Origin of the sequence: Brevibacillus fortis (genome assembly GCF_046196545.1) — a bacterium.
Taxonomy (GTDB): Bacteria; Bacillota; Bacilli; order Brevibacillales; family Brevibacillaceae; genus Brevibacillus; species Brevibacillus fortis_A.
Genome location: NZ_CP176370.1, coordinates 2,452,795 through 2,475,275 on the forward strand (window position 1 = coordinate 2,452,795; position 22,481 = coordinate 2,475,275).

Here is a 22,481-nt window from a genome sequence, read left to right on the forward strand (position 1 = left end):
TTGTTTATTGTTAGGTTCTCCAACTTCCGTCATTTTGGCTTTAGTAAAATATTGGAGAATGCGTAGACTACGAGTAATGTATTTGCACTATAGTTCTGGAAGGGGAAGATTTGGATGCAGGTCGCGCAATATTTGACGGAACAATTGATTAGATGGGGAGTAAAACGAATTTACGGGGTGGCAGGTGACGGTATCTTTGCATGGCTGGATCAGATCGCGAAGCAAGCCGACATTCAATACATTGCCTGCAAGCATGAATCTGCTGCGGCTATGATGGCAAGTGCGGAAGCAAAGCTGACGGGAATTCCGGCTGTTTGTACCGCGACGATGGGGCCGGGTTTCGTCAATTTGCTGAATGGACTTGCAGATGCGCATACAGATCGCGCCCCTGTCATTGCGATTACAGGTCAAGTGGAGACATACAAGCTGGGTGGCGCGTACAAGCAGTTTATTTCACAAGAAGACATGATACGCCCCATCAGTTTTTATGCGTCGACGATTACGCATCCAGATGCCATCCAAAGTGTTTTACACAAAGCATTTGTCACAGCTATGCAGCAAAAAGGAGTAACACATCTCGCCATTTGCAAGGATGTCTTTACCCAAACGACTTCAGATGCTGTCCTTGCAGGACTTCCACGCATTCCACATGCCATTTATCCAGATCGGATGGAGATCGAGCTCGCTTGCGAGCAGGTTGCGAAGGCGCAAAAGCCCCTCATACTGCTTGGTATCGGTGCCCGCAAGTCTGCGGATTCGTGTGTAAAGCTAGCGGAACAGCTAGGGGCAGGGGTGTTGCTGTCGCTCGGAGCAAAAGGGGCGGTAGATGAATCTCATCCACTTGTGATCGGCGGATGGGGAGAGGGGGGCAGCGAAACAACTTTACATGCTTTAGCGGAAGCAGATTTGTTGCTGATTTTGGGAGCGAGCTGGTTCCCTCGCGCTTTTTTGCCAAAGAAACTCTCCGTCATTCAAGTAGATCATCAGCCTGGATCGATCCATGCACATCCCTACCTCCAGTCTGTCACAGCTGAATTGGACGATGTCCTGCCGATCTGGATGAGACGCTTGCAATCGCGCAGACAGGACGCTGCGTGGCAGGAACAGATCAAGCGGTGGCATGGAGAGTTTGGCGAGGAGACAGAGCAAGCAGTCATTCAACAAGCGAGTGAACAAGTAAAACCACAAACCTTGATGCATACGCTTGGGGGCGTGGTCGATGAAGATGCGATTATCGTTCTAGATACGGGTGAGCACACGATCTGGTTTAATCGTGCGTTCCGTGGGAAAAAACAGGCCCCACTCTTTTCCGGGAAGTGGCGAACGATGGGATTTGGGTTGCCTGCGGCTGTGGCTGCAAAGCTAACCTATCCAGAGAAGCAGGTCGTCTGCGTCGCTGGGGATGGGGGATTGCAAATGAATCTGGCAGAGCTTATGACAGTGGCCCAGCTCCAACTCCCGATTGTGATTCTCGTGGTGAACAATGGGACATTAGGATTGGAAGAGGTCAAAATGAGTCAGGCGGGCTTGATCCCTTTTGGAGTGAAATTACGCAATCCAGATTTTCAACAATTGGCGAATGCTTGCGGAATTAGTGGGAAGGTCGTCAAAGAGGTACAGGCTCTGGAGCCGGTATTGCGGGAGGCACTTGCTGCAGATCAGTTGACACTCGTTGACATTCATTGCACGTCTCCGACACTAACGGAGAGAAAAAAACAAATTTCCTTCCAAGCCCAAGCATGATTTGTTTATAATGAAAGAAAAGGCAAATGAAACCAGTGGGGGAAGTACGAAACGGGCGAAGAGGAGGGCGTCCTGATGGCTGACAGACTTGGAGAAATCAGAGTAGCAGATCAGGTGATCGCGATCATTGCTGGCGTTGCTGTAGAAGAAGTGTTGGAAGTCACCATTCGTTCAGGCGGAATCTATCAAGATTTGGCGAAAAAGCTGAATGGCGGCGCGAAAGGCATTACCGTATCCGTAATAGACGACAGAGTCACCATTGACATGCGTGTGTCCGTCCGTTATGGGGCGCAGATCCATCACGTCTGTCACGTTCTACAGGAAAAAGTAAAAGAAGCGGTGGAAACATTGACAGGTCTTTATGTGGAAGCCGTGAATGTACGGGTGGAAACAATCGAACTCCTTCGAAATGAATAAGAAAAAAGGGATACTGGACGCATCCGGTATCCCTTATGTTTGTTTCTTACATGGCATATGGCTGTTTTTGTAATTGCTCTTCTACCTTCTGGCGACTGACTTCCCGCGAAATACTGAGCAAAAAGCCAGTGGCGAGCAGACATACGAGTAAGGAGGAACCACCGTAACTGATAAACGGCAATGGTACACCTGTCAATGGAATCAAACCCGTTACTCCGCCAATGTTTAAGATCGCTTGAATGGCGAACATGCTGACAACACCGATTCCTGCCAGACTGGCAAAGGTGTCTTTTACGCGCAGACAAATATGGATGCCGCGCAGCAAGAAAAGCAAGTAGATCAAAAGGAACAGAGAGGCGCCGATAAAACCAAGCTCTTCTGTCAGGATCGCGAAAATAAAATCAGTATGCATCTCTGGCAAATACAAATACTTTTGAATGCTTTTTCCAAAGCCTGTCCCAGTCAGACCGCCATGTGCAATTGCAATCCAGGATTGAATAATGTGGTAGCCAGTGCCATCTGTATCACTCCACGGGTTGAGAAAGGAGTAGATCCGGTTCAAGGCATGTGGCTTCGCTGTGATGTATGCCAATAATGCAACAGTCACAACAGGGGCACCAAGTCCGAAGAGGTGACGGATTTTGGCACCGCCACAGATCATGACGATCAAAGCGCAACCGAGCAAGATGGCGGCAGAACCGAGGTCGGGTTGGACGACGATCAGCATAAAAAACATTCCCGTTACCATCAGTGGTGGCATTAAACCAGATTTGAGCTTCAGTATCCCGTTCCCTTTTTTGGAGATGATTGCTGCCAAGTACAGGATGAGTCCAAGCTTGGCAAACTCCGCAGGCTGAATGGTAACTGAACCGAACTTAAACCAAGATTGAGCTCCGTTATTTTCATGGCCGATCCCCGGTATGAGCACCAGGAGCAAGGAAAAGAAGCTGACCAGCGCAATTAATAAGAAATTCCTTTTATAAAAGGAGAAGGGAATGTTCATGGCGACCAGCATTCCAAAGACACCCACCAGTAAAAAAATGGATTGTCGCTTTACGAAATAGAGCTCATCGCCGCCACAATATTTACAGCCCCCGCTTGTAAAACTGGTCAACGCGAAAATAGAGCTAGAGCTGAGCACCATGGTTATGCCAAACCCAACAAGTAGGGCGGTCAAAAACAGGAGCAAGAAGTCAGGAACGCCCCTCGTCTTCATAAAAATACCCCCCCTCTACGTGAAACAGAGAGGGGATTCCTCTCTGTACACCGTGCCATTTCATTTTTTAGTGTGAGGACAGCTTTTCGCCCAGCATTTGCAGCTTCAATTTCGCTGTTTTTACAACGGAGTCTGGCATTGGGTAATCGTAATCCAGACCGTGTGGGAAAAGATGTTTGCCCATATAAGGATCTTCGAGCTTCAGGACGGCGTGCGTATCCTCAAGTTTGCCTTCTGTCACGTTCGCTTCGATACGCAGGTAGAAGACATTGCCTTTATCGTGGATTTTATAATCGTATGTAGCATGCTTGTAATCCCAGGCGCCGCGATCAAAGCCGAGTTCGCTCATGTAATGCTCCAGATCGGCGAAAAAGACTTCTTTCGTGCCAATCCCCGTGTCCTTAATGACCATTCTTTTTCCTCCTAAAAATGGGTGAGATATTCACTTATTAATCATAGTCTGTTTTTGGAAGAAGCGCAATATATCATACTCTTTCTTGCGCATGAAACGATAGGTGAGAGGACAAACTACAATCGTTGATTAGCAAAAGGAGGAGAATGAAATGGCGAAGCTGGAAAATCGCACACTGCGCGAAATTATGACAAAAGATGTCGCTACTGTGACTCTTAAGGATAATGTGTATGAAGTGGCTTGCAAAATGCGCGATTGGAATGTAGGGGTCATTCCGGTTGTGGATGAAAAAAATGATGTGATCGGGATCATTACGGACCGCGATATTGTAATTCGTGGCTTGGCTGAAAAGCATGAGGGCTCGAGCGCCACAGAGGTCGTCATGACACGAGACATTATTCTTGGACAACCAGGAACGACTGTCGATGAAGCGGCCAAGATCATGGCCCAGCATCAAATTCGTCGCCTGCCCGTTGTCGAACATGGCAAGCTGGTCGGAATTGTGGCGTTGGCAGATATGGCTGTTCGTCAATTCCACCACGATGAGGCGAGTGACGCTCTCCAACAAATTTCTGAGCCGGCGCCACATTAATAAGCTAGAAACGAGCTGTCGGAAAGAATCCGGCAGCTTTTTTTCATTCGGTCTGTACATTCACGCTGCGTCAAGGTTTATGATAAGGAAAGAATGATACAGGGAGAGAGTTCCATGCAAATCAAAGACATGGCCCATCGCTTGCAAATAACCCCGCGTGCGATACGATATTATGAAGAAAAAGGGCTGATCAAGCCATCGAAAGCAGATGCGTCCGGTTATCGCCGGTTTACAGAGGAAGATGTCTGGAGGCTGCAAACCATCATGACACTGCGCGAGGTCGGGATGGCGGTAGAAGACATTCGAGAGCTCCTGATTCAAATGAAAGATCAGGAAGGAAGTCTTCTCCATTATTTAGAGCTGCAGCGTTCGTTTATGTATACAAGGTGGGTAGAAATGAGCAAGGTCATCCAAACGACAGAAGCGATGATTGAGCGGATAAAGGGTAGAGAATCGATTGATCCAAGCGAGCTGTTTACACTGGCAGAAGCGAACAAGCGATTGAAGCAGACACGGGATAACTGGGTGGATCGATGGAATTTTAATGAATGGGCGGACCGCTACGACGAATGGGTACATGGCGGGAATGGTCATGAATCGTACGAAAACGTACTGGATGAGGTGGTGGCAACAGTTGTAGTCAAACCGGGAGAGAGCGGCTTGGATGCCGGAACGGGTACTGGAAACCTCGCAGGACGTCTCGTGAAAAAAGGAGCCAGAATGAGCGGGTTCGACCAATCTCCGCAAATGCTGAAGCAATGCAGAGCGAAACACCCAGAGGTCGAGACGAAGCTGGGAACCTTTTTCGCATTTCCGTTTTTAGAAAATCGGTTTGACTTTGTGGCGACGAGTTACGCCTTGCACCATTTGACGGATGATCAGAAGCAGCTTGCCTTGGCGGAATGTCGCCGTGTGTTAAAACCAGGGGGACGGTTAGTCATTGCCGATTTGATGTTCGTGGATCAGACGTATAGACAAGCTCATCTTGATACTCTACAGGAGGCAGGTCATACGAGAGTGATAGCAGATATTCAGGACCGCTGTTATGCAGATCGCTCTAGATTGCTACAGGAGCTTGCCAATCTTGGTTTTACGAATGAAGTAAGACAGCTAGGAACCTATACGCATTTGATCTTGTCTACTTGTAAGTAGCACCTTCCTGGAGTTTTTTCAAAAAAGTCGTCTTTTGAACACGCATTTCACTTTTGGGCTCTTCCAACTACTGGCACACGTCTAGCCTTTTGCATAGGCTGTAGCGAGAAGGAAAGGAGGACTCCACCATGGGTCTGTTCGACGGTTTTTTTGATCGAGAAAACGAGGAATTTATATGGATTATTATTGTCGTGGTCGTCCTGTTGTTCTTGTTTAGTGCCGATCGTGACTAAAATCTGGACGTATAGACAAAACGACCTTGCGCGAAGGTCGTTTTTTTCGTTAGGAAGAAACGGACTTCTTTTCTCTCCTATTGACCTATGTTGGCAAATCCACTACGCTGGAAAACAATGCAACATAGAAGAGGAGAAGGAAGTCCATGAAACGAGTAACCATATTTCTGCTCGCACTGGTTCTTTTGCTATCGGCATGTGGAGCGTCCGGCCAGCCAGAAGCTAACGGCGAGATGGATGCTGTGATCACACGAGTGGTTGATGGCGATACATTCGAGTTGGACAGCGGGGAAAAAGTCCGTATGATTGGCGTGGATACCCCAGAGACAGTAAAACCCAACCATCCAGTCGAACCGTATGGGAAAGAAGCGAGCAATTACTCCAAGGAGCTTTTAACTGGTAAAAAGGTGAAGCTGAAGTTCGATGTCGAGCCCTATGACAAATACAAGCGTTTGCTTGCTTACGTATATTTGGAAGACGGCACCTTTGTCAATGAAAAGCTCGTTCGTGACGGCTACGCCCGGATCATGACGATCCCACCGAATGTAGCTCAAGCAGAGCTGTTCCTGGCAGCGGAGCGGGAAGCCCGAGAGCAGAATCGCGGGCTGTGGGCATTAGAAGGGCAGCAGGCAGAGGCACCCAAGGAAAAAGCGAAGCCAAAAAAACAGTCCAATAACAATACCGCCGCAGACACCACGCCACCAGAAGACAAGACCATCAAGGGCAACATCAACAGCAAAGGCGAGAAAATCTATCACGTTCCAGGCTCTGCTAGCTACGAACAAACAAAAGCGGAGATGTGGTTTTCGACGGAAGAAGAAGCGCAGCAAGCAGGCTTTCGGGCGCCAAAACGATAAGCCATGTAAGAAAAAGTAACCGTATAATATGTAAGCCTCGTCCGCCTTGGCAGTCGGGGCTTTTTCATTGTCGAAAAGAATTAACAAAAATGTTACAGAACGATGTTGTATGATAAAAAAGGTCAAAAGACCTATAGAAAATGCCGTTACATAAGAGAAAGGGATTATTAAATAACTTACATATTTCACAGAATGAAGGAATAATTCGTAGAATTACGATGGAAGAAACAACTATTATGAAGTTGACGGTAAGGAAAAAGCTTGCCCACCATTTTCCTAAAATGAAGCACAATCTGCAAGATTTATTAGAACGAGTCTCCTTCCATTCACAACAAGTAGCCGCTTCCTCCGAGGAATTAACAGCCAGCTCCGACTTAACACGTCAAACAGCAGAGAACGTATCCCAATCAATCCAAGGTATTGCAGCAAGTAATCGATTAATCAAAGAGTGAGTTCTTCTACCGAAGTGGTCAATATGCTCGGGGAAAAATCCAAAGAAGTTGGCTCAATCGTTTCGATTATTACGGAAATTGCTAGCCAAACGAATTTATTGATCGCTTCCATCATCGGGGATATTCAAAGAGATACGGAAAAAGCGATTCACGTCATGAGTCAAGGAGACGTAGCAGACGAAGTCTCGAAAAGAACACAAGAAATGTCAGGACAAATCAATGAACCCAATAACGGAACGGTTTCCGTAGTGGAATTTTTAGAGGGAATTGCGCATGTTTCAAGAATGGCGGCGGAAAACACGCAAAGCGTAGTTGCTTCTGTACAAGAACAAACAGCTTCTATGAAACAGATTACAACCGCTTCTAAGTACACTCGCCGAAATGGCAGAAGAGCTGCAGCATTCCATTCGTAAGTTTCAATTGTAATGCGAGAACAGGCGGGGGTGCCATGTGTTTAATCAAATCAGAGATGTAAAGTATGCATTATCTGCATTGGAAGAGTCATCTGTTATTTCGATCACAGATGAAAAAGGGATCATCACCTACGTCAATCACAACTTCTGTCAAATATCCAAGTTTAGTAGAGAGGAATTAATCGGAAAGAACCATAACATCGTCGATTCCGGTTTCCATCCGCGAAACTATTTTAAATCGCTATGGGATACCATCAGCCAAGGAAAAGTATGGAAAGGCGAGATGAAAAATCGGGCAAAGGACGGTACGGAATATTGGCTTAGCATGACATTAGTGCCGTTCATGAACGACAGTGGATTCCTTTATCAGTACGTGGCAATGGGGACGGACATCACGAAACGAAAGCAGATTGAAGAGTCTCTTTCAAAGACGATGAAGGACTTGCACGATATCAAAAATGCACTGGATGAATCTTCGATTGTAGCGATTACAGACGACAAAGGCGTCATTACCTATGTAAATGACAAGTTTTGTGAAATCTCCAGATACGAAGTGGATGAATTGGTTGGAAATACACATCGGGTCATTAACTCTCGCTATCATTCCAAGTCGTTTTTTAAATTGATGTGGGAAACGATCAAGCAAGGACGTGTCTGGAAGGGCGAAGTGAAGAATCGCGCCAAAAACGGCAATGAATACTGGATGAATACGACCATCGTGCCATTTCTAGACGACCGGGGAGTACCGTATCAATATGTTTCAATCCGTACGGATATTACCGACCGCATTGAAGCAGAGGCAGCTTTGGCAGAAGCGTTGCAGAACGATTTTCGCAGGACGGTTCAAAACTTGCAAAACTGTGTATTCAAGATCGTGACAGATCCGAAAGGGAACATCACCTATACCTTGTGTGAAGGGAAAATTGCAGAAGAGCTTGGGCTAACGTCTGAAAGAATGCTGAGAAAGACGTCGTATGAAATCTTTCCTTATGAGGTAGCGGAGCAAATGGAAAGCTATTTTCGCAGAGCATTTGCTGGCGAGCCCATTACCTTCGAACTGAAACTATCCGGAAATGATTATTACATTACGTTGTCACCTATCGAGGAAAATGGGGAGATCGTGGAAATGGTAGGCTCCATGATTGACATCAGCGAGAGAAAAAAGGCGGAAGAAACGATTCGATACATGGCCCATTACGATTCCTTAACCAACTTGCCTAATCGAACGCTTTTTCATGAACAACTGAAAAAGGCGATGCTCAAAGCAAAACAAAAAGATGAGGAAATCGGCGTCATGGTCATCGATTTGGATCGATTTAAAAACATCAATGATACGCTCGGTCATTCTATAGGGGATGTCCTTTTACAAGCAGTAGCAAATCGTCTCATCGGGTCTTTGCGAAAAGGGGATTCCGTTTCTCGACTGGGTGGAGATGAGTTCGCTATCTTTCTCACAGGTGTCACACACAAAGAGGTTGGTGAAATCGCGCAGCGAATCATCACCAGCATGTCCGAATCGATTACGTTAGACCATATCGAAATCTTCATCACGCCAAGTATCGGCATCAGCATGTTTCCGGAAGATGGAGACGATATTGAAGCGTTGTTGAAGCATGCGGACGCTGCCATGTATTTGGCAAAAGAGCAAGGGAAAAACAATTATCAATTTTTCTCGGAGGAGCTACATCAGATTTTAGCCAAAAAGCTACAGCTTGAAAGAGAGCTGCGAAAAGCTTTGGATGAGAAACAATTTACGCTGCACTACCAACCGAAGATTCATTTGCAGACGGGCCAGATTATCGGCATGGAAGCGTTGATTCGTTGGGAACATCCAGACCTTGGTCTCATCTCACCTATTCAATTTATCCCGATCGCAGAAGAAACAGGCTTAATCGTCCCGCTTGGAGAATGGGTAATGCGAACGGCATGCCAACAGACAAAAGAGTGGCAAGAAGCAGGCTTTACCCAGCTGGCGGTTGCGGTGAATATATCCTTACGCCAATTTATGCAAAACAACCTCATTGAGATGATTACCTCGATCCTTGAAGAAACGGGGTTATCTCCGCAATACTTGGAGCTGGAAATCACGGAAAGCATGGCGCTAAATGTAGACTATACGATTCGGATTTTGAATCGCTTGAAAGGTCTTGGGATTAGCATCAGTATCGATGATTTCGGGACGGGCTATAGCTCTCTGAGCTATCTAAGTCAATTTCCGATCGATCGGCTAAAAATCGACCAATCTTTTGTCCGGAATTTGAATCCGCGGAATCAAGCGATTATTAAAACGATCATCCATATGGCACACAATATGAAAATCGCTGTTATTGCAGAGGGTGTAGAAACACAAGAACATGTTGATTTTCTAAAGGAACAAATGTGTAATGAAGTCCAAGGGTACTTCTACAGTAAACCGCTGCCCACGAAAGAAATCGATTCCTACTTGCAGGTAAATCGTTATGGTGAATCAGGCAGCCTGGTTTAAGTGTGACCATCCAGATTAACTAAAGGAAAGCGGTGAAGGAGCTTGGATCACCAGATACATGGGACGTACGACAGTTTCCTTGTGATACTATCTTATTTAATCGCGGTTGCAGCTTCTTTTTCTGCTCTCAACCTGGCAGCCAGAGTGAGTACAAGTAAGGGGAAGCATCAGCTACTCTGGTTGATTTTTGGTGCCACAACGATGGGGCTCGGAATATGGTCCATGCATTTTGTCGGAATGCTGGCACTTACCCTCCCCATTAAGGTTCTTTATAGCATGGAGTATGTCATCCTATCCGTCATACTTGCCATTTTTGTCTCAAGCATAGCCTTATTTACCGTCACGAAAAGCAACCTTCATGCAAGACAGCTAGGTATCGCGGGAATACTGATGGCTGCTGGAATATCTGGGATGCACTACGTTGGAATGGCCGCGATGATTATCGAAATTACATACGATATGTGGATCGTTATTTTATCCATTATCATTGCAGCGACTGCTTCGGCAGCGGCACTTTGGCTTTTGTTTTACTTTCGCCGTGATCAGTCGAGATACGCGTATTTATATAAATTGGGCAGCTCACTCATTATGGGAGCTGCCATCGCGGGTATGCATTACACCGGGATGGTTGCAGCGCATTTCTACGTAACGGAACTGCCGACAACCGAGATAGAAACGCAGATCGAACCGGAGACCCTGGCCTATATCATTGTCTTGGCCACCTTTTTACTGATCGGCATTACATTGTTCGGCTTGTTTATTAACAAACGACTCTCGCAAAAAGATACGGTCATTCAGGAAAATGAAAGTTGGTATCGTTCCCTTTACAAAAATAATGAGTACGGCATTATTTCCTTAGATACTGGTGGATGTATTATCAAAATGAACCCTGCTGTCACGAAGATTGGTGGACTGCGGGAGGAAGAATTCATCAATCAACACGTATCGAAAATTCGCATGCATATTGTTGAGGAGAAAAGGGACATCACCAAAGATTCTTTTGCCGAGTCTTTTCAGCCCATTCGTAATAATTTTGAGACGACGATTCTTCATCCGAACGGAAATCGCGTAGAGCTGAGTGTACTCAATGTCCCAGTTGAGATTGAGGGAGAAGTGGTGGGGAATCACATCATCGTGAAGGATATTACCGAAGAGAATCGCGTGAAAGAAAAAATCAGGCATTTGGCTTATCACGATGAGCTGACCGACTTACCGAACCGAAGAAAGTTTAATCAAGTTCTTCATCAATCGATTGAAAAAAGCAGCCAAGATTCATCGAGCTTTGCCGTCATGGTTATCGACATCGATCGCTTCAAAATGATCAATGATTCCTTGGGTCACTCCTACGGCGATATCTTTTTGCAGGGGGTCAGCGACAGAATCGTAAAAAGTGCGGAAGGGTTCCACGCAACAATTGCCCGGATGGGCGGAGATGAATTTACCATCCTCTGCGAAACAGGAGCGGAACGCAGGGAAGCGGCGAGTTTAGCGGACAAGATCATTGAAGCATTGAAACAACCATTCTCGCTAAAAGACAGTGAATTTTACATATCAGCAAGTATTGGAACGGCGATATTCCCAGACCATGGAACGGATGCTGTCGCGCTGCTCAAAAAAGCGGATACGGCCATGTACGAGGTGAAAAAACAGGGGAAAAATGGTCACCTGTTCTACACGCCCGATTTTGATGTCCAATTGCTGGAAAATATTGAAATAGAACGTGATCTCAGAAAAGCAATTGAACGTAATGAGCTGGTAGTGTATTACCAACCTCAATTTCATGCGGAAAATAATCGCATGATCGGAGTGGAGGCGCTCGTCAGGTGGAATCATCCGACCAAAGGAATGCTTTCACCAGGAGTGTTTATCCCAATTGCTGAAGAGACAGGGTTGATTTATGAGATCGGTACATGGGTGCTTCGCGAAGCGTGCAGGCAAATGAAGCATTGGCATGATGAAGGGGGACCGTTGATACCCGTCTCCGTTAACTTGTCCTCCCATCAATTCCACCAACGGAACCTCGTCCAGTACATCAAAAATATCCTCGAGGAAACCAAGCTTTCCCCGCACTTTTTGGAACTGGAAATCACGGAAAGCATGATGATGGACCCGGCAGTATCGATTAGTATCCTGCATGAGTTAAACAAAATCGGAACGAGAATTAGTCTGGATGATTTTGGAACCGGTTACAGCTCTTTGAGCTATTTGAAAAAGTTCCCGATCCACAAGCTAAAGATTGACCGCTCCTTCATAACAGACCTGTCTCGCAATGATAACGATAAAGCCATAGTGGCCACCATTATTTCGATGGCGAAGCATCTGAAATTGGATGTGATTGCAGAAGGTATTGAAACGAAGGATCAGTTAGATATTTTGACAGAAAATCATTGCAAGGAAATTCAAGGATACTATTATAGTCGTCCATTATCCGCGAATGAGGTGGAGCAAGTGTTTTTTGTTCCCACCAGAAATCCTCTCAGCCAAGAAGCGTAAGGAAAAACTCCCTTTCTTTTATAGATGGGGAGCTTTTTTGTATGTACACAGCAGGAAAATGTAAAATTGGGTATTGTATACCCTACGGGTGTATTGTAAAATATAATCAAGTAAAGCTTCCCAAAAACAAAGGAGGATGTAAAATGAATGTCACTTTGAACGTACAAGGAATGTCCTGCAATCACTGCGTCATCTCCATAGAAGGTGCTCTTCAAAAACTTGACGGGGTTAGCAAAGCAACAGTAAGCCTTGCTGACAATCAGGTAAGTGTGACTTTTGATGAATCCGTTGTTTCTCTGGACAATGTGAAAGAGACCATTGAAGATCAAGGATACGATGTCGTTTAAGTGAAGGGTGCGGGTAAGGCTGTGATTGTAGAATTGCAGCCTTTCTTATAGCTTGCAGTTGACCGAATAGTACGAATTCAAATAGTGTAGGAGGAATGCCTTTTGAAGCGTGTACAGTTTGCCGTAAGTCCAGAAATTCGTGTCGGCGGTTCAGTGTTTACACCAACAGATATGGTGGCGATCGGTCAAATCGTTGGCGAGGATGCACAAATTGAACTTTCGACCTTTCAGCAGCTTATTGTCGAGATGAATGAAGAGAAGGCTGAGGATGCGAAAAAAGCGCTGCGTGAAAAAGGCTTATGCGTGTACGAAACGGGCTCTGTTGTGAAGAATTTGTCTGTCTGTTCTTTTTGCAAAGGAGCAGAGATTGAAGGGCTAGAGGCAGCGAGAAATTTGAATGATACGATTGCAGGGATGGCCGTTCCTTTTACGCTGAGAGTCGGTTATACGGGCTGCCCGAATGCCTGTGGAGAGCCGTTGGTAAAAGATATTGGAATCGTCAAGCGAAAAGAAACCTTTGAAATCTACGTCGGAGGCCAATCGAAAACAATGGAGGCTAAAACAGCCGAGCTTCTGGTCGAGCAGGTGAAGGAAGAACAATTATCCTCCATCGTCCAAAGCATCATTACGTTGTATCAGACGCAAGGGAAAAAGAGAGAGAAGTTTTTCAAGTTTGTCGAACGATATGGATTGGAAAATGTCCGAAAAGAATTGGGGCTGTCTTCTTGATCCATATGTGAATATGGAACTTGCTACGTTTTGAAAATTTGGATTATAATCGAAGCGTATGTTTGCTAGGATGATTAGAGGAGGAATCTCATTGTCAAGTGCAGAATTGAACGTTGTACAGTCTTGTCATACATCTAATCGAAACAGTCATCATTCAGAAAAAACCAAGCAAAACTTGCAGGCGCGTCTCAATCGGATTGAGGGACAGATTCGCGGGATTAAAGGCATGGTGGAGAAGGATGCTTATTGTGATGATGTCTTGAATCAAATTGCTGCGGTGCAATCTGCCTTAAATTCAGTGGGACGTATCCTTTTGGAAGGACATATGAAATCCTGTGTGATTGAACGTATCCAAGAAGGGGACAGCGCAGTCATTGACGAGCTGTTAACCACAATGAATAAGCTTATGAAATAAAAAGCTTCAGAAATGAAGCTTTTTTATAATGGCAAATATAGCTATAGTGCTATTGTCGAGTGAAGCAGTGCAAAATCTGGTCAAGTTTTGAAAAGAAGCAGGGGGTGTAACAAAAAAGGGGGATTTGTATCATCCCTCTCACCCTTACACACGCGCACTTGTAGCCGTGGCCCGATTTTAGATGGGAAAGTGCAGAAGGAAGGAATCCAACGAGGTTGTCCTTTTCTAGTTCGTTTTGTCCTATTTAGTTGGCGTAGGACATACTTTACAATGAAGGGAACATACTCGGGGGTGGTATCTTGAGCGCAGTGTATCAGGTCCTGATCTACGTCGGTTTCGCTTATGTTTGCTTCACATGGTTTATATGGCGGCGAAAGCATGGAATCGATCATATGCAAGGCATGATGAGCACGATGTCTGTCAGTATGATGATTGGCCTGATCGGAGGGTTGATCCTCGGCGATGTTTACAGGGGAGACCTTTATGTATCCACCATGTGGGGAATGCTGGCAGGTGGACTGTCTGGTTTTCTGCTAGGAGTTCCATTGTCGCTCCTGAGTATTGTAGAAGGAATCTTATCGGGTGTCATGGGCGGGATGATGGGCGCCATGCTGGGAGAGATGGTTCCCAGTGAAAAAGTAGAGCCTCTCCTGTTTGTTTTCGTCATGCTCTATACCGTATGTATGCTGCTCGTAGCCAAGCTGATTGATTTCAATAAAAAAGAAACGAAGTGGTCCTCCTTTTTTCATTATCCAGCTACTCCAGCTGTGTTGCTACTTGCTGTCTTCTTCTGGTTTCAGTCATTACCGTTTCCATCCCCGGCGCTTTATGCAGATGATCGCGCGACAGAAATCACCCTCACAGCCGTCGACTTTTCCTATAAACCGAACCAATTTACCGTGAAAAAAGATACAGAGATCAAAGTGGTCTTTCAGAATGATGGCAATGTAGAGCACGATATCGAGGTTGTATCCCATGGAAAAATCGTAACGATTTCAGAATCAAGCACGGAACATCATCATGGAGCAATGGCTGAGGGCGTAGTTCATTTGCACGCCAAACCAGGAGAGTCTGCTGAAACCGTGTGGAAGGTATTGGAGGAAGGAACCTATGAATTTTATTGTACGATCCCTGGGCACAAGGAAAGCGGCATGATAGGACGCTTGCAAGTGACGGGATGAAGCAAAGGAGAGGCAAATCATGCCTTTCTTTTTTTCTTCATCGTTTCCTCACAACCTTTCTGTAAAATAAACGAAAAGGAAGACCTACTCGGAGGAGAAGCATGGATTGGTATTCGTACTTGTATCAATATGGAGCATGGATCAGCAAGCCCTTTTCTGATTTGTATTATGGAATGGGTGAACAAGCACCGCTGATTGGAGCGTTGTTGCTCGGGATCGTTGGGGCGTTTGCACCGTGCCAGTTATCAGGGAATGTGGCTGCCTTTACTGTGTTCGGGAAGAACGTCGTCGTCAAAGGTGGCTTTCGTAGTCATGTATGGATGTTCATCCTTGGCAAAGCAGTCGTGTACTCCGCTTTGGGAGCAATCGTATTTGCGTTCGGCGAACACCTCTCTACACAAGCGATTCCTTTGTTTCAGTGGGCGAGAAAATTACTAGCACCGATGTTTATTTTGATTGATCCTTTTGGCTTGGTGTTGCTTTTTCCCTCGGGTTTTGTCCGACGATGTTTTGGCTCTATTTTGGACTGGCGATGCCTTTGATGCTCACGAGCTCGTTTGGCCCGATCATTCCCACAGTATTTGCACTAGGCACGGCGCTGCCACTGCTCATCGTTTTACTGCTGCTTGCCGTCGCAAGTGATAGCTCTTCTCTCATGAAGAAAACGAGGAAATGGGGGGCGGTTACGCAAAAATTGGCTGGAATCGTGTTTGTCTTGCTCGGTATTTCGGACTTTATGGCATTTTGGTAAGGCTGCGACAAGATAAAATAAGAAAAGGTGGATCGGATGAAAAAGATATGGATAACGAGCGCTCTGGTGGTTGTACTTGCTTTGGTAGCGCTGGTATTTTGGAATGCCAAACAATCATTGCAAATCATTGATTCACAACAGTTGTCGCAATGGATGACGGATGAAACAGACATGGTGATTGTGGATTTGCGCGAGCCTGAATTGTTTGAAGAGGGAAGAGTCCCCAATGCCATCAATATTCCTTTTGCAGAGATCAATGAGAAATACAGGAGCATCCCCACAGACAAAAAAGTCGTCTTCGTCTGTCATACCGGAAGGATGGGAGTGGAGAGTGGAAATCTCTTGCTTGAAAATGGCTATAAAGATGTCTCGAATTTGGACGGTGGCATGGCGAAATGGACTGGACAGGTAGAATCGTAGATGCTAACCGCTTTCCTTTTACGGAGGAGAGCGGTTTCTTCGTTTTGGGGGATTAATCACGCCTACTGGGTGGGCTGCATAATGTAGTCATGAAGGAACAGACATTGCAAGTTGGAGGAGGATATTGGCATTGCATTCGCAAACACGCGACTATTATCCGTACGTTGGTCCCTACGATCCTTGTCCGCCGATTCGGGTAAAGACGTACCAGGTGCCCCCTCAGCTGTTCATGACGTTTCAGCCGGAGAACTTACCACAATACAGCCCGATGGAAGCGTTGAAATTAGGTACGCTATGGCCGGCACTTTTTAGCCCCTATGATCCCAGACTGAGTCATTTGGGGAGGGGGCACTCATGACAGCTGAAAATAGATTTGGCGATGAGCAATATTACGCATTACTTGAACAGCTGCAAGCGATCGATTTTGTACTGGTAGAGCTCAATCTTTATTTAGATACGCATCCCACCGATCAGAATGCGCTTCAGCAGTTTAATGATTTAACGGAGCAACGCTGGGTTTTGGCAAACGAATATGAGAAATTGTACGGGCCTCTGCAAAATCTTGGCCGCAGCTATTCAGGCTATCCGTGGCAGTGGAATGATGATCCATGGCCTTGGCAAGTTTAGAAGAGAGGGATAACGAAACCGATGTGGATCTATGAAAAAAAACTACAGTATCCGGTTCGTGTCAGTAAGTGCGATGTGAGAATGGCGAAGTATTTGATTGAGCAATACGGAGGGGCGGATGGAGAGCTGGCAGCCGCTCTGCGCTATATGAACCAGCGGTATACGATCCCGAATAAAGTCGTAGGGTTATTAACGGATATCGCTACCGAAGAGTTTGCGCATCTCGAAATGATTGCCACGATGGTGTATAAGCTGACCAAAGACGCGACTGTCGAAGAGTTAAAGGAAGCGGGACTGGGTGACCATTACGCCAACCATGATCGGGCGCTCTTTTACAACAACGCCAGTGGTGTGCCGTGGACGGCTGCCTATATCGCTGCCAAGGGCGATCCCATCGCGGATTTGTATGAGGATATCGCGGCCGAAGAAAAAGCCCGCGCGACGTATCAATGGCTGATCGACATGACCGATGATGTTGATTTGCAGGACAGCCTGAAGTTTTTGCGGGAGCGGGAAGTCGTTCACTCTATGCGTTTTCGTGAGGCTGTTGAGATTTTGAAGGAAGAGCGGGATGCGAAGAAGATATTTTGAGGGGGGAAAAGAGAGCTGGTGGGCTCTCTTTTTTCTAATTCAGCTGTGGGGTTCAAGTATGTAATGGTACTGGTATGACGATAATGGACTTCTGTCCCCATTTATGATCGAAGTAAATATCGCAATTCAGCAATTCCGCGACATCCCGCAACGGTACAACCAGAATCGTATTATTGTAAAGTTTTGCATTTGCAGATGCAGTGAATTCGATACCATCACGCAAAAATTTATTGCTACCAACGGGAATGGTTACGGTGGAGGGGCCTCGTATTATTGTTGCAGTCTGAGTTGGATCGTCCCATTGAATAGTGCCATCGAGAGCTTCTACTAGTTCACGAAGGGATACATAGGTGATATCGTTTTCAGTAAAGGTTTGATTCACCAGTTTTTGATTATTTGCGGTCACGTTCAAGGCAGATTCTTGATAAGGAGCAGTGGCCTTATATTTAAATCGAATATCAGCTCTAACTTGATACAAGTCAGTATACTTAGTTTTTAAATAGTTGATAGGTATCTTAAACGATGTTCTTGCGAATTGTCCTGGCTCTAACCTGAATGACTCATTGATAACAGGGTGGCTATTCTCCGGATAGAATAATCCATCTTGTCTATAGTCTATTGCTTCGACTCCGGAGTAGATAAATTTCTCGGCTGTTGCCTCTCCCCGATTTACCAGGATCATATGCGCGATATAATGGGTGTCTGTAAATTCATAAGCAGTCATTTTTGTGTATATGTATGGACGGGGTTCTGCTTTTTTGCCAAGTGTATACGTATACGTTGGCTTTAAGTAAGCACCGGTTAAATCTGATGCCTTTGTAACAGAAGGAACAAGATCAAAGGTTAAGAGCTCTGTAATACCTAACTCGTTGTCTCCTGGGTGCATGACTGGGCTGGAAAAGTAATCAACATCGGAGTCAATATTTATTTTTTCCCCTTTGTTATTATATAGATCAAGTTTTCCGGAAAGGTCCAATAGTTCATAGGGACTGACATTTCCCCAACGCATGTAACCTGTTGCGTAGTGACTTCCATCTTGGCTTGTTGCGAACTTTAATTCCGTCAATTCAAACTGCAAAGGATTCTTCTCAAATGATGCATAGGACACTGGAACGGATGCAAAGAAAATAAAAAAAATCGAAAGAAGGCACGTAAAAAGTCTAACCATCTTCCCCATTTCAAATCACCCCAAGATTGAAAATATCATGTTAGAAAAGCCTTCAGAAAAGAAGGCTTTTCCCTACTCATCTATAAAGATCATTCGGAACGACGATGATGTTTTTCTGCCCCCCGTTATGATCAAAAACAACATAGTAATCCAGCATTTCTACAATTTCTCGTAAAGGTACAACCAGAGTGGTGTTATTGTACAGCTTCGCTTTTCCCGATACAGTAGTTTCGAGACCATCATTAATAAAGCGATCACTTCCAACTGGTATGACTATTTTTCTATCGTATTCCATAATGTCTCTTAGGATGAGCGTTGCCGTTTGGGTAGGATCATTCCACTGGATAGTAGCACCAAGAACGTCTGCTAACTCGCGAAGGGAAACATAAGTGACACCATTTTCAACAAAGGTTTGTTGCACAAGCTTTTTATTATTTACGGTCACAGTCACTGCTGAGTCGTCTTTATAAGGAGCAGAGTTATCGTGGATATTCAATATACTAATTTTTCTGATGTCATTTAAGTTTTTAAACCTAGAATCAATAAAATCTAAGGGTATTTCAAATTTTGCTTCTACAAAATGTCCCGGCTCTAGTTTCAACGATGAATTGATAACATTGTGGCTAGTTTCGGGGTAAAAGTGATCCATTCCGTTTATGTCCGTAAATGAGAGGCCTGCGTATTTAAAATTTGTAGCGGTTGCTTCACCTTGATTAAGTAATAGGGTATAAACGAAAAACGTGTTGTCCTCTGATTCACCATAAATCATTGAATCTAAAATGAGATTTGCTTTGAGTTCTCCCTCTTTCCCTAATGTAAAAGTATAGGTTGGTTTTAGATAAGCCCCTTCAGACACTGGAACCGAAGCAAAGAAAATAAAAAAGATTGCAAGAAGGCACGTAAAAAATCTAACCATTTTCACCATTTCAAATCACCCCAATATTGAAAATATCATGCTAGAAAAGCCCTCCAGAAAGAAGGCTTTTCCCTCACACATCCATAATAATCGGCAGGATCATGGGTCTGCGCTTTGTTTTGGCATAGACGAATTTCCCAATCGATTCCCGCATTCCTTGCTTCAAGCGGTTCCACTGACTCACATTCGCTTCCTGTAAATTGGTGATCACCTCGGATGCAATGCGAGTCGCTTCTTCCAACAGGCCCTCTGATTCCGGGGCATGAATGAAACCGCGAGAAATAAGGTCAGGACCCGACAAAATTTTGCCGTCGGTTTTACTGCGCGTTACAACGATCACGAGAATGCCATCTTCCGAAAGATGTTTGCGATCCCGTAATATTCCATTCCCTACATCACCGATTCCTAAACCATCCACCAAGGTATTTCCGGCAGGGATTTTTCTTTCCTGCACAGCCACACCATCCTGAATATCCACGACATCTCCGTTATTTACAATGAAAATGGACTCGAAGTCAACGCCGACGGATTCAGCCAACAGACGATGTTGATGGAGCATCCGATACTCACCGTGAATGGGGATAAAGTATGTGGGCTTCATGAGAGTGAGCATGAGCTTCAACTCTTCTTGGAAGCCATGACCGGACACATGCATGCCTGTCCCAGAGCCGTAAATAACTTTGGCACCCATAATAAACAAGTTATCGACGATACGCGCTACATTCCGTTCGTTCCCTGGAATAGGGGAAGAAGAGAGGATGACGGTATCACCGCGTTCTACTTTAATGTGTCGATACCCGGAGGTCGACAATCGAGATAAAGCGGCCATGGGTTCGCCTTGGCTTCCCGTGCATAGGACGGCGACACGGGCGGGATCGAGCTCGCTCACTTCCTCGACTTCCACTAACATGTCTTCTGGTATACGTAAATAGCCTTGTTCCGATGCGATTTTGACCACATTGACCATACTTCGGCCCAGCAAAGCTAGCTTTCGATTCGTCGCTTCTACCGCATCAATGACTTGTTGCAGGCGGTATACATTGGAAGCGAACGTCGAGACAAATATTTTCTGCTGTGCCTTACTGAATGCCTCTAACAGACGATCGCCTACGTGTTTTTCTGATGGAGTAAAGCCTGGACGCTCCGCATTGGTACTCTCCGACAACAGGGCCAATACACCTTTCTGCCCAATTTCAGCCATTCTGTGCAAATCGGGGGATTGCTTATGCACCGGCGTTAAATCAAATTTAAAATCACCCGTATGCACAATGGAGCCTGCTTTTGTCTCAAACACGACACCCAAGCAATCAGGAATGCTATGGTTCGTCTGAAAAAAGCTGATCGTGAGCGAGCCTAATGAAATGGTAGAGTGACGATCGATGGAAATGAGGGTGGACTGATGAAGCAAATTATGCTCCTTCAGCTTTAATTCGATAAGACCTAACGTTAAGCGGGTACCGTAAACAGGGACGTTTAATTGTTTTAAAAAATAAGGAATGCCACCGATGTGATCCTCATGCCCATGCGTGACAATCAAGGCACGGACTTTTTCTTGATTTTCCAGCAGATAACTAATGTCCGGTATGATCAAATCAATTCCTAAATAACTCTCATCCGGGAACTTCGAGCCACAATCGATGAGGACAATTTCATCCCCGCATTGAATCCCGTACATGTTTTTACCGATTTCGTATACTCCTCCTAAAGCAAAAATAGAAAGAGTTTCATTCCATGCATTCATACGCAGTCAATGACCTCCTCAAAGGATCTTGTGGTTACTTTTGCCTATTGGAATGCTGAGTATGTATGGATAGTAGGGGAGATCTGATGCAAAAATGGATGAATGAACCAATCAGGAGTCGGGCACACTGGGGTAAGACTCATTTTGGAAGGGAGCAGCTCCGGTGAAAACCAAACGATTTCTTTTCCGCTTGTTTCTATTGATTGCCATTGCGGCTGGTGTGGAATGGTTTGTGTATGCGAACCAACAAGCGCAGACCGAAGTGGTAGCAGACGAGTCGCACGCTCATCATGCAGCACCGACACTCGCTGTGACGCATACCCTTGAGAAAGATGATTTGCAACTCAAATTGGCCGTTACGAACTTCTCTTTTTCCCTGGAAAACATGGGGAAAGAAAACAAGCACGGGGAAGGTCATGTTCATCTGTACCTCGACGGCAAAAAGATCGCCAAGGTATTTGAGTCTAGCTATGTCTTGAAGGATATCCCTGCTGGGAAGCATGAGGTCAAGGTAGAATTGGCCCATAATAACCACGAGTCGTATGGTGTTGCAGAGAGCTTTTCCATTGAGGTAAAGCCCTGATAAGCAAGGGTAACTGTTGGGAAAAGGAAAAAAGCCGACTTCGATACGCCTTGTGGCTTTCGAACTGTCGGCTTTTTTCATGGATAGACTAGCGCATATGCACACTGACTTTTGCTTGCTGGTCTGGCAGGGCAATCACCAACGTCGGATAGCTGATGACTTGGGTTTTCATCGAACCTTTAGCTGGTGCTTGTACCTGAACGTGTACGGCAAAGGCATGAGGGCCAGTCCGCTTGACTTGGTCCGCTACTAAACGATATCCTCCTGTAGGGCGCTGTCCTGCACCTACGACTACATAGGATTTTCCATTTGCACGAACAATGGTGTGTCCGCCATTTTTTCGAACTTTCTTCAAAGCTTCTTGCACAGCCGGCGGATATGGGGCAGCAACGGCCTCGTAAGCAGCATCTGCTTGTACAGCCTCTTTCGCCACAGGCTCAGATACGGTAGGATGTTGAGGTGACAAGACTTGTGTACCCGTTACTGCCAAGGTTGCTGTTAAGAGTAAGCTAGGAAATACATGCAACATCAAGATCCCTCCAATTTG

Annotated in this window: 26 protein-coding genes; 20 read left to right on the forward strand and 6 right to left on the reverse strand. The window is 45.5% G+C overall.

The features are described 5' to 3' along the window. Positions 1-114 precede the first annotated feature (114 nt). Together ACKKE8_RS12665 and ACKKE8_RS12670 are read left to right on the forward strand one after the other, a co-directional pair. On the forward strand, positions 115-1,743 hold the full coding sequence (locus ACKKE8_RS12665; protein WP_409178465.1) for a thiamine pyrophosphate-binding protein: 1,629 nt from the start codon (positions 115-117) through the stop codon (positions 1,741-1,743). 75 nt (positions 1,744-1,818) lie between these two features. Beyond that, the gene (locus ACKKE8_RS12670; RefSeq protein WP_409178466.1) at positions 1,819-2,160 is read left to right on the forward strand and encodes an Asp23/Gls24 family envelope stress response protein; all 342 of its coding nucleotides are present in this window, start codon (positions 1,819-1,821) and stop codon (positions 2,158-2,160) included. A 46-nt stretch (positions 2,161-2,206) separates the two neighbouring features. Here the strand turns inward: ACKKE8_RS12670 and ftsW are convergent, their stop codons facing one another. Beyond that, entirely contained in the window at positions 2,207-3,376 is a 1,170-nt protein-coding gene (gene ftsW, locus ACKKE8_RS12675; RefSeq protein WP_409178467.1) for a putative lipid II flippase FtsW, read from the reverse strand. Between the two features lie 67 nt (positions 3,377-3,443). Next, positions 3,444-3,788 (reverse strand): YugN family protein, encoded by a 345-nt coding sequence (locus tag ACKKE8_RS12680; protein WP_409178468.1) that lies wholly within the window; start codon positions 3,786-3,788, stop codon positions 3,444-3,446. Positions 3,789-3,939: 151 nt separating this feature from the next. On the opposite strand from ACKKE8_RS12680, the gene ACKKE8_RS12685 reads away from it, so the two are divergent. The 17 genes from ACKKE8_RS12685 to ACKKE8_RS12765 all read left to right on the forward strand — a co-directional run bounded on the left by ACKKE8_RS12685 (position 3,940) and on the right by ACKKE8_RS12765 (position 17,526). Beyond that, positions 3,940-4,380, forward strand: a complete 441-nt coding sequence (locus tag ACKKE8_RS12685) for a CBS domain-containing protein (protein ID WP_409178469.1) — start codon at positions 3,940-3,942, stop codon at positions 4,378-4,380. Between the two features lie 114 nt (positions 4,381-4,494). Further along, a complete protein-coding gene (locus ACKKE8_RS12690) occupies positions 4,495-5,532 on the forward strand; it encodes a MerR family transcriptional regulator (RefSeq protein WP_409178470.1) in 1,038 nt (345 codons plus the stop codon). Between the two features lie 379 nt (positions 5,533-5,911). Then, complete coding sequence (locus ACKKE8_RS12695) at positions 5,912-6,622, forward strand: thermonuclease family protein (protein WP_409178471.1); 711 nt, start codon at positions 5,912-5,914, stop codon at positions 6,620-6,622. A gap of 236 nt (positions 6,623-6,858) precedes the next feature. Further along, entirely contained in the window at positions 6,859-7,074 is a 216-nt protein-coding gene (locus tag ACKKE8_RS12700) for a hypothetical protein (RefSeq protein ID WP_409178472.1), read from the forward strand. Between the two features lie 23 nt (positions 7,075-7,097). After that, on the forward strand, positions 7,098-7,487 hold the full coding sequence (locus tag ACKKE8_RS12705; RefSeq protein ID WP_409178473.1) for a hypothetical protein: 390 nt from the start codon (positions 7,098-7,100) through the stop codon (positions 7,485-7,487). 37 nt (positions 7,488-7,524) lie between these two features. Continuing rightward, a complete protein-coding gene (locus ACKKE8_RS12710; protein WP_409178474.1) occupies positions 7,525-9,972 on the forward strand; it encodes an EAL domain-containing protein in 2,448 nt (815 codons plus the stop codon). A 42-nt stretch (positions 9,973-10,014) separates the two neighbouring features. Next, complete coding sequence (locus ACKKE8_RS12715) at positions 10,015-12,465, forward strand: EAL domain-containing protein (RefSeq protein WP_409178475.1); 2,451 nt, start codon at positions 10,015-10,017, stop codon at positions 12,463-12,465. Positions 12,466-12,608: 143 nt separating this feature from the next. Further along, complete coding sequence (copZ, locus tag ACKKE8_RS12720) at positions 12,609-12,812, forward strand: copper chaperone CopZ (RefSeq protein WP_007725825.1); 204 nt, start codon at positions 12,609-12,611, stop codon at positions 12,810-12,812. Positions 12,813-12,914: 102 nt separating this feature from the next. After that, positions 12,915-13,541: a nitrite reductase gene (locus ACKKE8_RS12725; protein WP_409178476.1), complete on the forward strand. Its 627-nt coding sequence runs from the start codon at positions 12,915-12,917 to the stop codon at positions 13,539-13,541. A gap of 91 nt (positions 13,542-13,632) precedes the next feature. Next, positions 13,633-13,956 carry a metal-sensitive transcriptional regulator gene (locus ACKKE8_RS12730; protein ID WP_409178477.1) on the forward strand — a complete coding sequence of 108 codons (324 nt, stop codon included), beginning with the start codon at positions 13,633-13,635 and terminating at the stop codon, positions 13,954-13,956. A 308-nt stretch (positions 13,957-14,264) separates the two neighbouring features. Further along, a complete protein-coding gene (locus tag ACKKE8_RS12735) occupies positions 14,265-15,137 on the forward strand; it encodes a cupredoxin domain-containing protein (RefSeq protein ID WP_409179108.1) in 873 nt (290 codons plus the stop codon). 101 nt (positions 15,138-15,238) lie between these two features. After that, complete coding sequence (locus ACKKE8_RS12740) at positions 15,239-15,679, forward strand: sulfite exporter TauE/SafE family protein (protein ID WP_409178478.1); 441 nt, start codon at positions 15,239-15,241, stop codon at positions 15,677-15,679. Continuing rightward, on the forward strand, positions 15,643-15,888 hold the full coding sequence (locus ACKKE8_RS12745; RefSeq protein WP_409178479.1) for a hypothetical protein: 246 nt from the start codon (positions 15,643-15,645) through the stop codon (positions 15,886-15,888). The genes ACKKE8_RS12740 and ACKKE8_RS12745 overlap by 37 nt, the downstream gene beginning before the upstream one ends. Before the next feature lie 36 nt (positions 15,889-15,924). Next, the gene (locus tag ACKKE8_RS12750) at positions 15,925-16,308 is read left to right on the forward strand and encodes a rhodanese-like domain-containing protein (protein ID WP_409178480.1); all 384 of its coding nucleotides are present in this window, start codon (positions 15,925-15,927) and stop codon (positions 16,306-16,308) included. A 130-nt stretch (positions 16,309-16,438) separates the two neighbouring features. Next, positions 16,439-16,666: a spore coat associated protein CotJA gene (locus ACKKE8_RS12755; RefSeq protein ID WP_082517280.1), complete on the forward strand. Its 228-nt coding sequence runs from the start codon at positions 16,439-16,441 to the stop codon at positions 16,664-16,666. Further along, on the forward strand, positions 16,663-16,935 hold the full coding sequence (locus tag ACKKE8_RS12760) for a spore coat protein CotJB (RefSeq protein ID WP_064199847.1): 273 nt from the start codon (positions 16,663-16,665) through the stop codon (positions 16,933-16,935). Before ACKKE8_RS12755 ends, ACKKE8_RS12760 begins: the two co-directional genes overlap by 4 nt. Before the next feature lie 21 nt (positions 16,936-16,956). Further along, positions 16,957-17,526, forward strand: a complete 570-nt coding sequence (locus tag ACKKE8_RS12765; protein ID WP_007725798.1) for a manganese catalase family protein — start codon at positions 16,957-16,959, stop codon at positions 17,524-17,526. A 52-nt stretch (positions 17,527-17,578) separates the two neighbouring features. Here ACKKE8_RS12765 and ACKKE8_RS12770 read toward each other — a convergent pair whose 3' ends face one another. From ACKKE8_RS12770 to ACKKE8_RS12780, 3 genes are all read right to left on the reverse strand, one after another. Further along, a complete protein-coding gene (locus tag ACKKE8_RS12770; RefSeq protein WP_409178481.1) occupies positions 17,579-18,703 on the reverse strand; it encodes a copper amine oxidase N-terminal domain-containing protein in 1,125 nt (374 codons plus the stop codon). A 67-nt stretch (positions 18,704-18,770) separates the two neighbouring features. Beyond that, positions 18,771-19,619, reverse strand: coding sequence for a copper amine oxidase N-terminal domain-containing protein (locus ACKKE8_RS12775; protein ID WP_409178482.1), 849 nt, complete (start codon positions 19,617-19,619; stop codon positions 18,771-18,773). 64 nt (positions 19,620-19,683) lie between these two features. Beyond that, a complete protein-coding gene (locus tag ACKKE8_RS12780) occupies positions 19,684-21,351 on the reverse strand; it encodes a ribonuclease J (protein WP_409178483.1) in 1,668 nt (555 codons plus the stop codon). A gap of 163 nt (positions 21,352-21,514) precedes the next feature. Here ACKKE8_RS12780 and ACKKE8_RS12785 point away from each other — a divergent pair, with 163 nt between their 5' ends. Further along, positions 21,515-21,934, forward strand: a complete 420-nt coding sequence (locus tag ACKKE8_RS12785) for a hypothetical protein (RefSeq protein WP_409178484.1) — start codon at positions 21,515-21,517, stop codon at positions 21,932-21,934. Between the two features lie 88 nt (positions 21,935-22,022). Here ACKKE8_RS12785 and ACKKE8_RS12790 read toward each other — a convergent pair whose 3' ends face one another. Continuing rightward, positions 22,023-22,463: a protease complex subunit PrcB family protein gene (locus tag ACKKE8_RS12790; protein WP_409178485.1), complete on the reverse strand. Its 441-nt coding sequence runs from the start codon at positions 22,461-22,463 to the stop codon at positions 22,023-22,025. Positions 22,464-22,481: the final 18 nt, after the last annotated feature.

Bases quoted from the DNA above. Each gene is read 5' to 3' on its own strand.
- ACKKE8_RS12780 (WP_409178483.1), bottom strand. From the start codon at position 21,351: ATGAATGCATGGAATGAAACTCTTTCTATTTTTGCTTTAGGAGGAGTA.
- ACKKE8_RS12765 (WP_007725798.1), top strand. From the start codon at position 16,957: ATGTGGATCTATGAAAAAAAACTACAGTATCCGGTTCGTGTCAGTAAG.
- ACKKE8_RS12775 (WP_409178482.1), bottom strand. From the start codon at position 19,619: ATGGTGAAAATGGTTAGATTTTTTACGTGCCTTCTTGCAATCTTTTTT.
- ACKKE8_RS12770 (WP_409178481.1), bottom strand. From the start codon at position 18,703: ATGGGGAAGATGGTTAGACTTTTTACGTGCCTTCTTTCGATTTTTTTT.
- ACKKE8_RS12740 (WP_409178478.1), top strand. From the start codon at position 15,239: ATGGATTGGTATTCGTACTTGTATCAATATGGAGCATGGATCAGCAAG.
- ACKKE8_RS12705 (WP_409178473.1), top strand. From the start codon at position 7,098: ATGCTCGGGGAAAAATCCAAAGAAGTTGGCTCAATCGTTTCGATTATT.
- ACKKE8_RS12670 (WP_409178466.1), top strand. From the start codon at position 1,819: ATGGCTGACAGACTTGGAGAAATCAGAGTAGCAGATCAGGTGATCGCG.
- ACKKE8_RS12745 (WP_409178479.1), top strand. From the start codon at position 15,643: ATGTTTTGGCTCTATTTTGGACTGGCGATGCCTTTGATGCTCACGAGC.
- copZ (WP_007725825.1), top strand. From the start codon at position 12,609: ATGAATGTCACTTTGAACGTACAAGGAATGTCCTGCAATCACTGCGTC.
- ACKKE8_RS12790 (WP_409178485.1), bottom strand. From the start codon at position 22,463: ATGTTGCATGTATTTCCTAGCTTACTCTTAACAGCAACCTTGGCAGTA.
- ACKKE8_RS12685 (WP_409178469.1), top strand. From the start codon at position 3,940: ATGGCGAAGCTGGAAAATCGCACACTGCGCGAAATTATGACAAAAGAT.
- ftsW (WP_409178467.1), bottom strand. From the start codon at position 3,376: ATGAAGACGAGGGGCGTTCCTGACTTCTTGCTCCTGTTTTTGACCGCC.
- ACKKE8_RS12750 (WP_409178480.1), top strand. From the start codon at position 15,925: ATGAAAAAGATATGGATAACGAGCGCTCTGGTGGTTGTACTTGCTTTG.
- ACKKE8_RS12695 (WP_409178471.1), top strand. From the start codon at position 5,912: ATGAAACGAGTAACCATATTTCTGCTCGCACTGGTTCTTTTGCTATCG.
- ACKKE8_RS12665 (WP_409178465.1), top strand. From the start codon at position 115: ATGCAGGTCGCGCAATATTTGACGGAACAATTGATTAGATGGGGAGTA.
- ACKKE8_RS12700 (WP_409178472.1), top strand. From the start codon at position 6,859: ATGAAGTTGACGGTAAGGAAAAAGCTTGCCCACCATTTTCCTAAAATG.
- ACKKE8_RS12680 (WP_409178468.1), bottom strand. From the start codon at position 3,788: ATGGTCATTAAGGACACGGGGATTGGCACGAAAGAAGTCTTTTTCGCC.
- ACKKE8_RS12690 (WP_409178470.1), top strand. From the start codon at position 4,495: ATGCAAATCAAAGACATGGCCCATCGCTTGCAAATAACCCCGCGTGCG.
- ACKKE8_RS12760 (WP_064199847.1), top strand. From the start codon at position 16,663: ATGACAGCTGAAAATAGATTTGGCGATGAGCAATATTACGCATTACTT.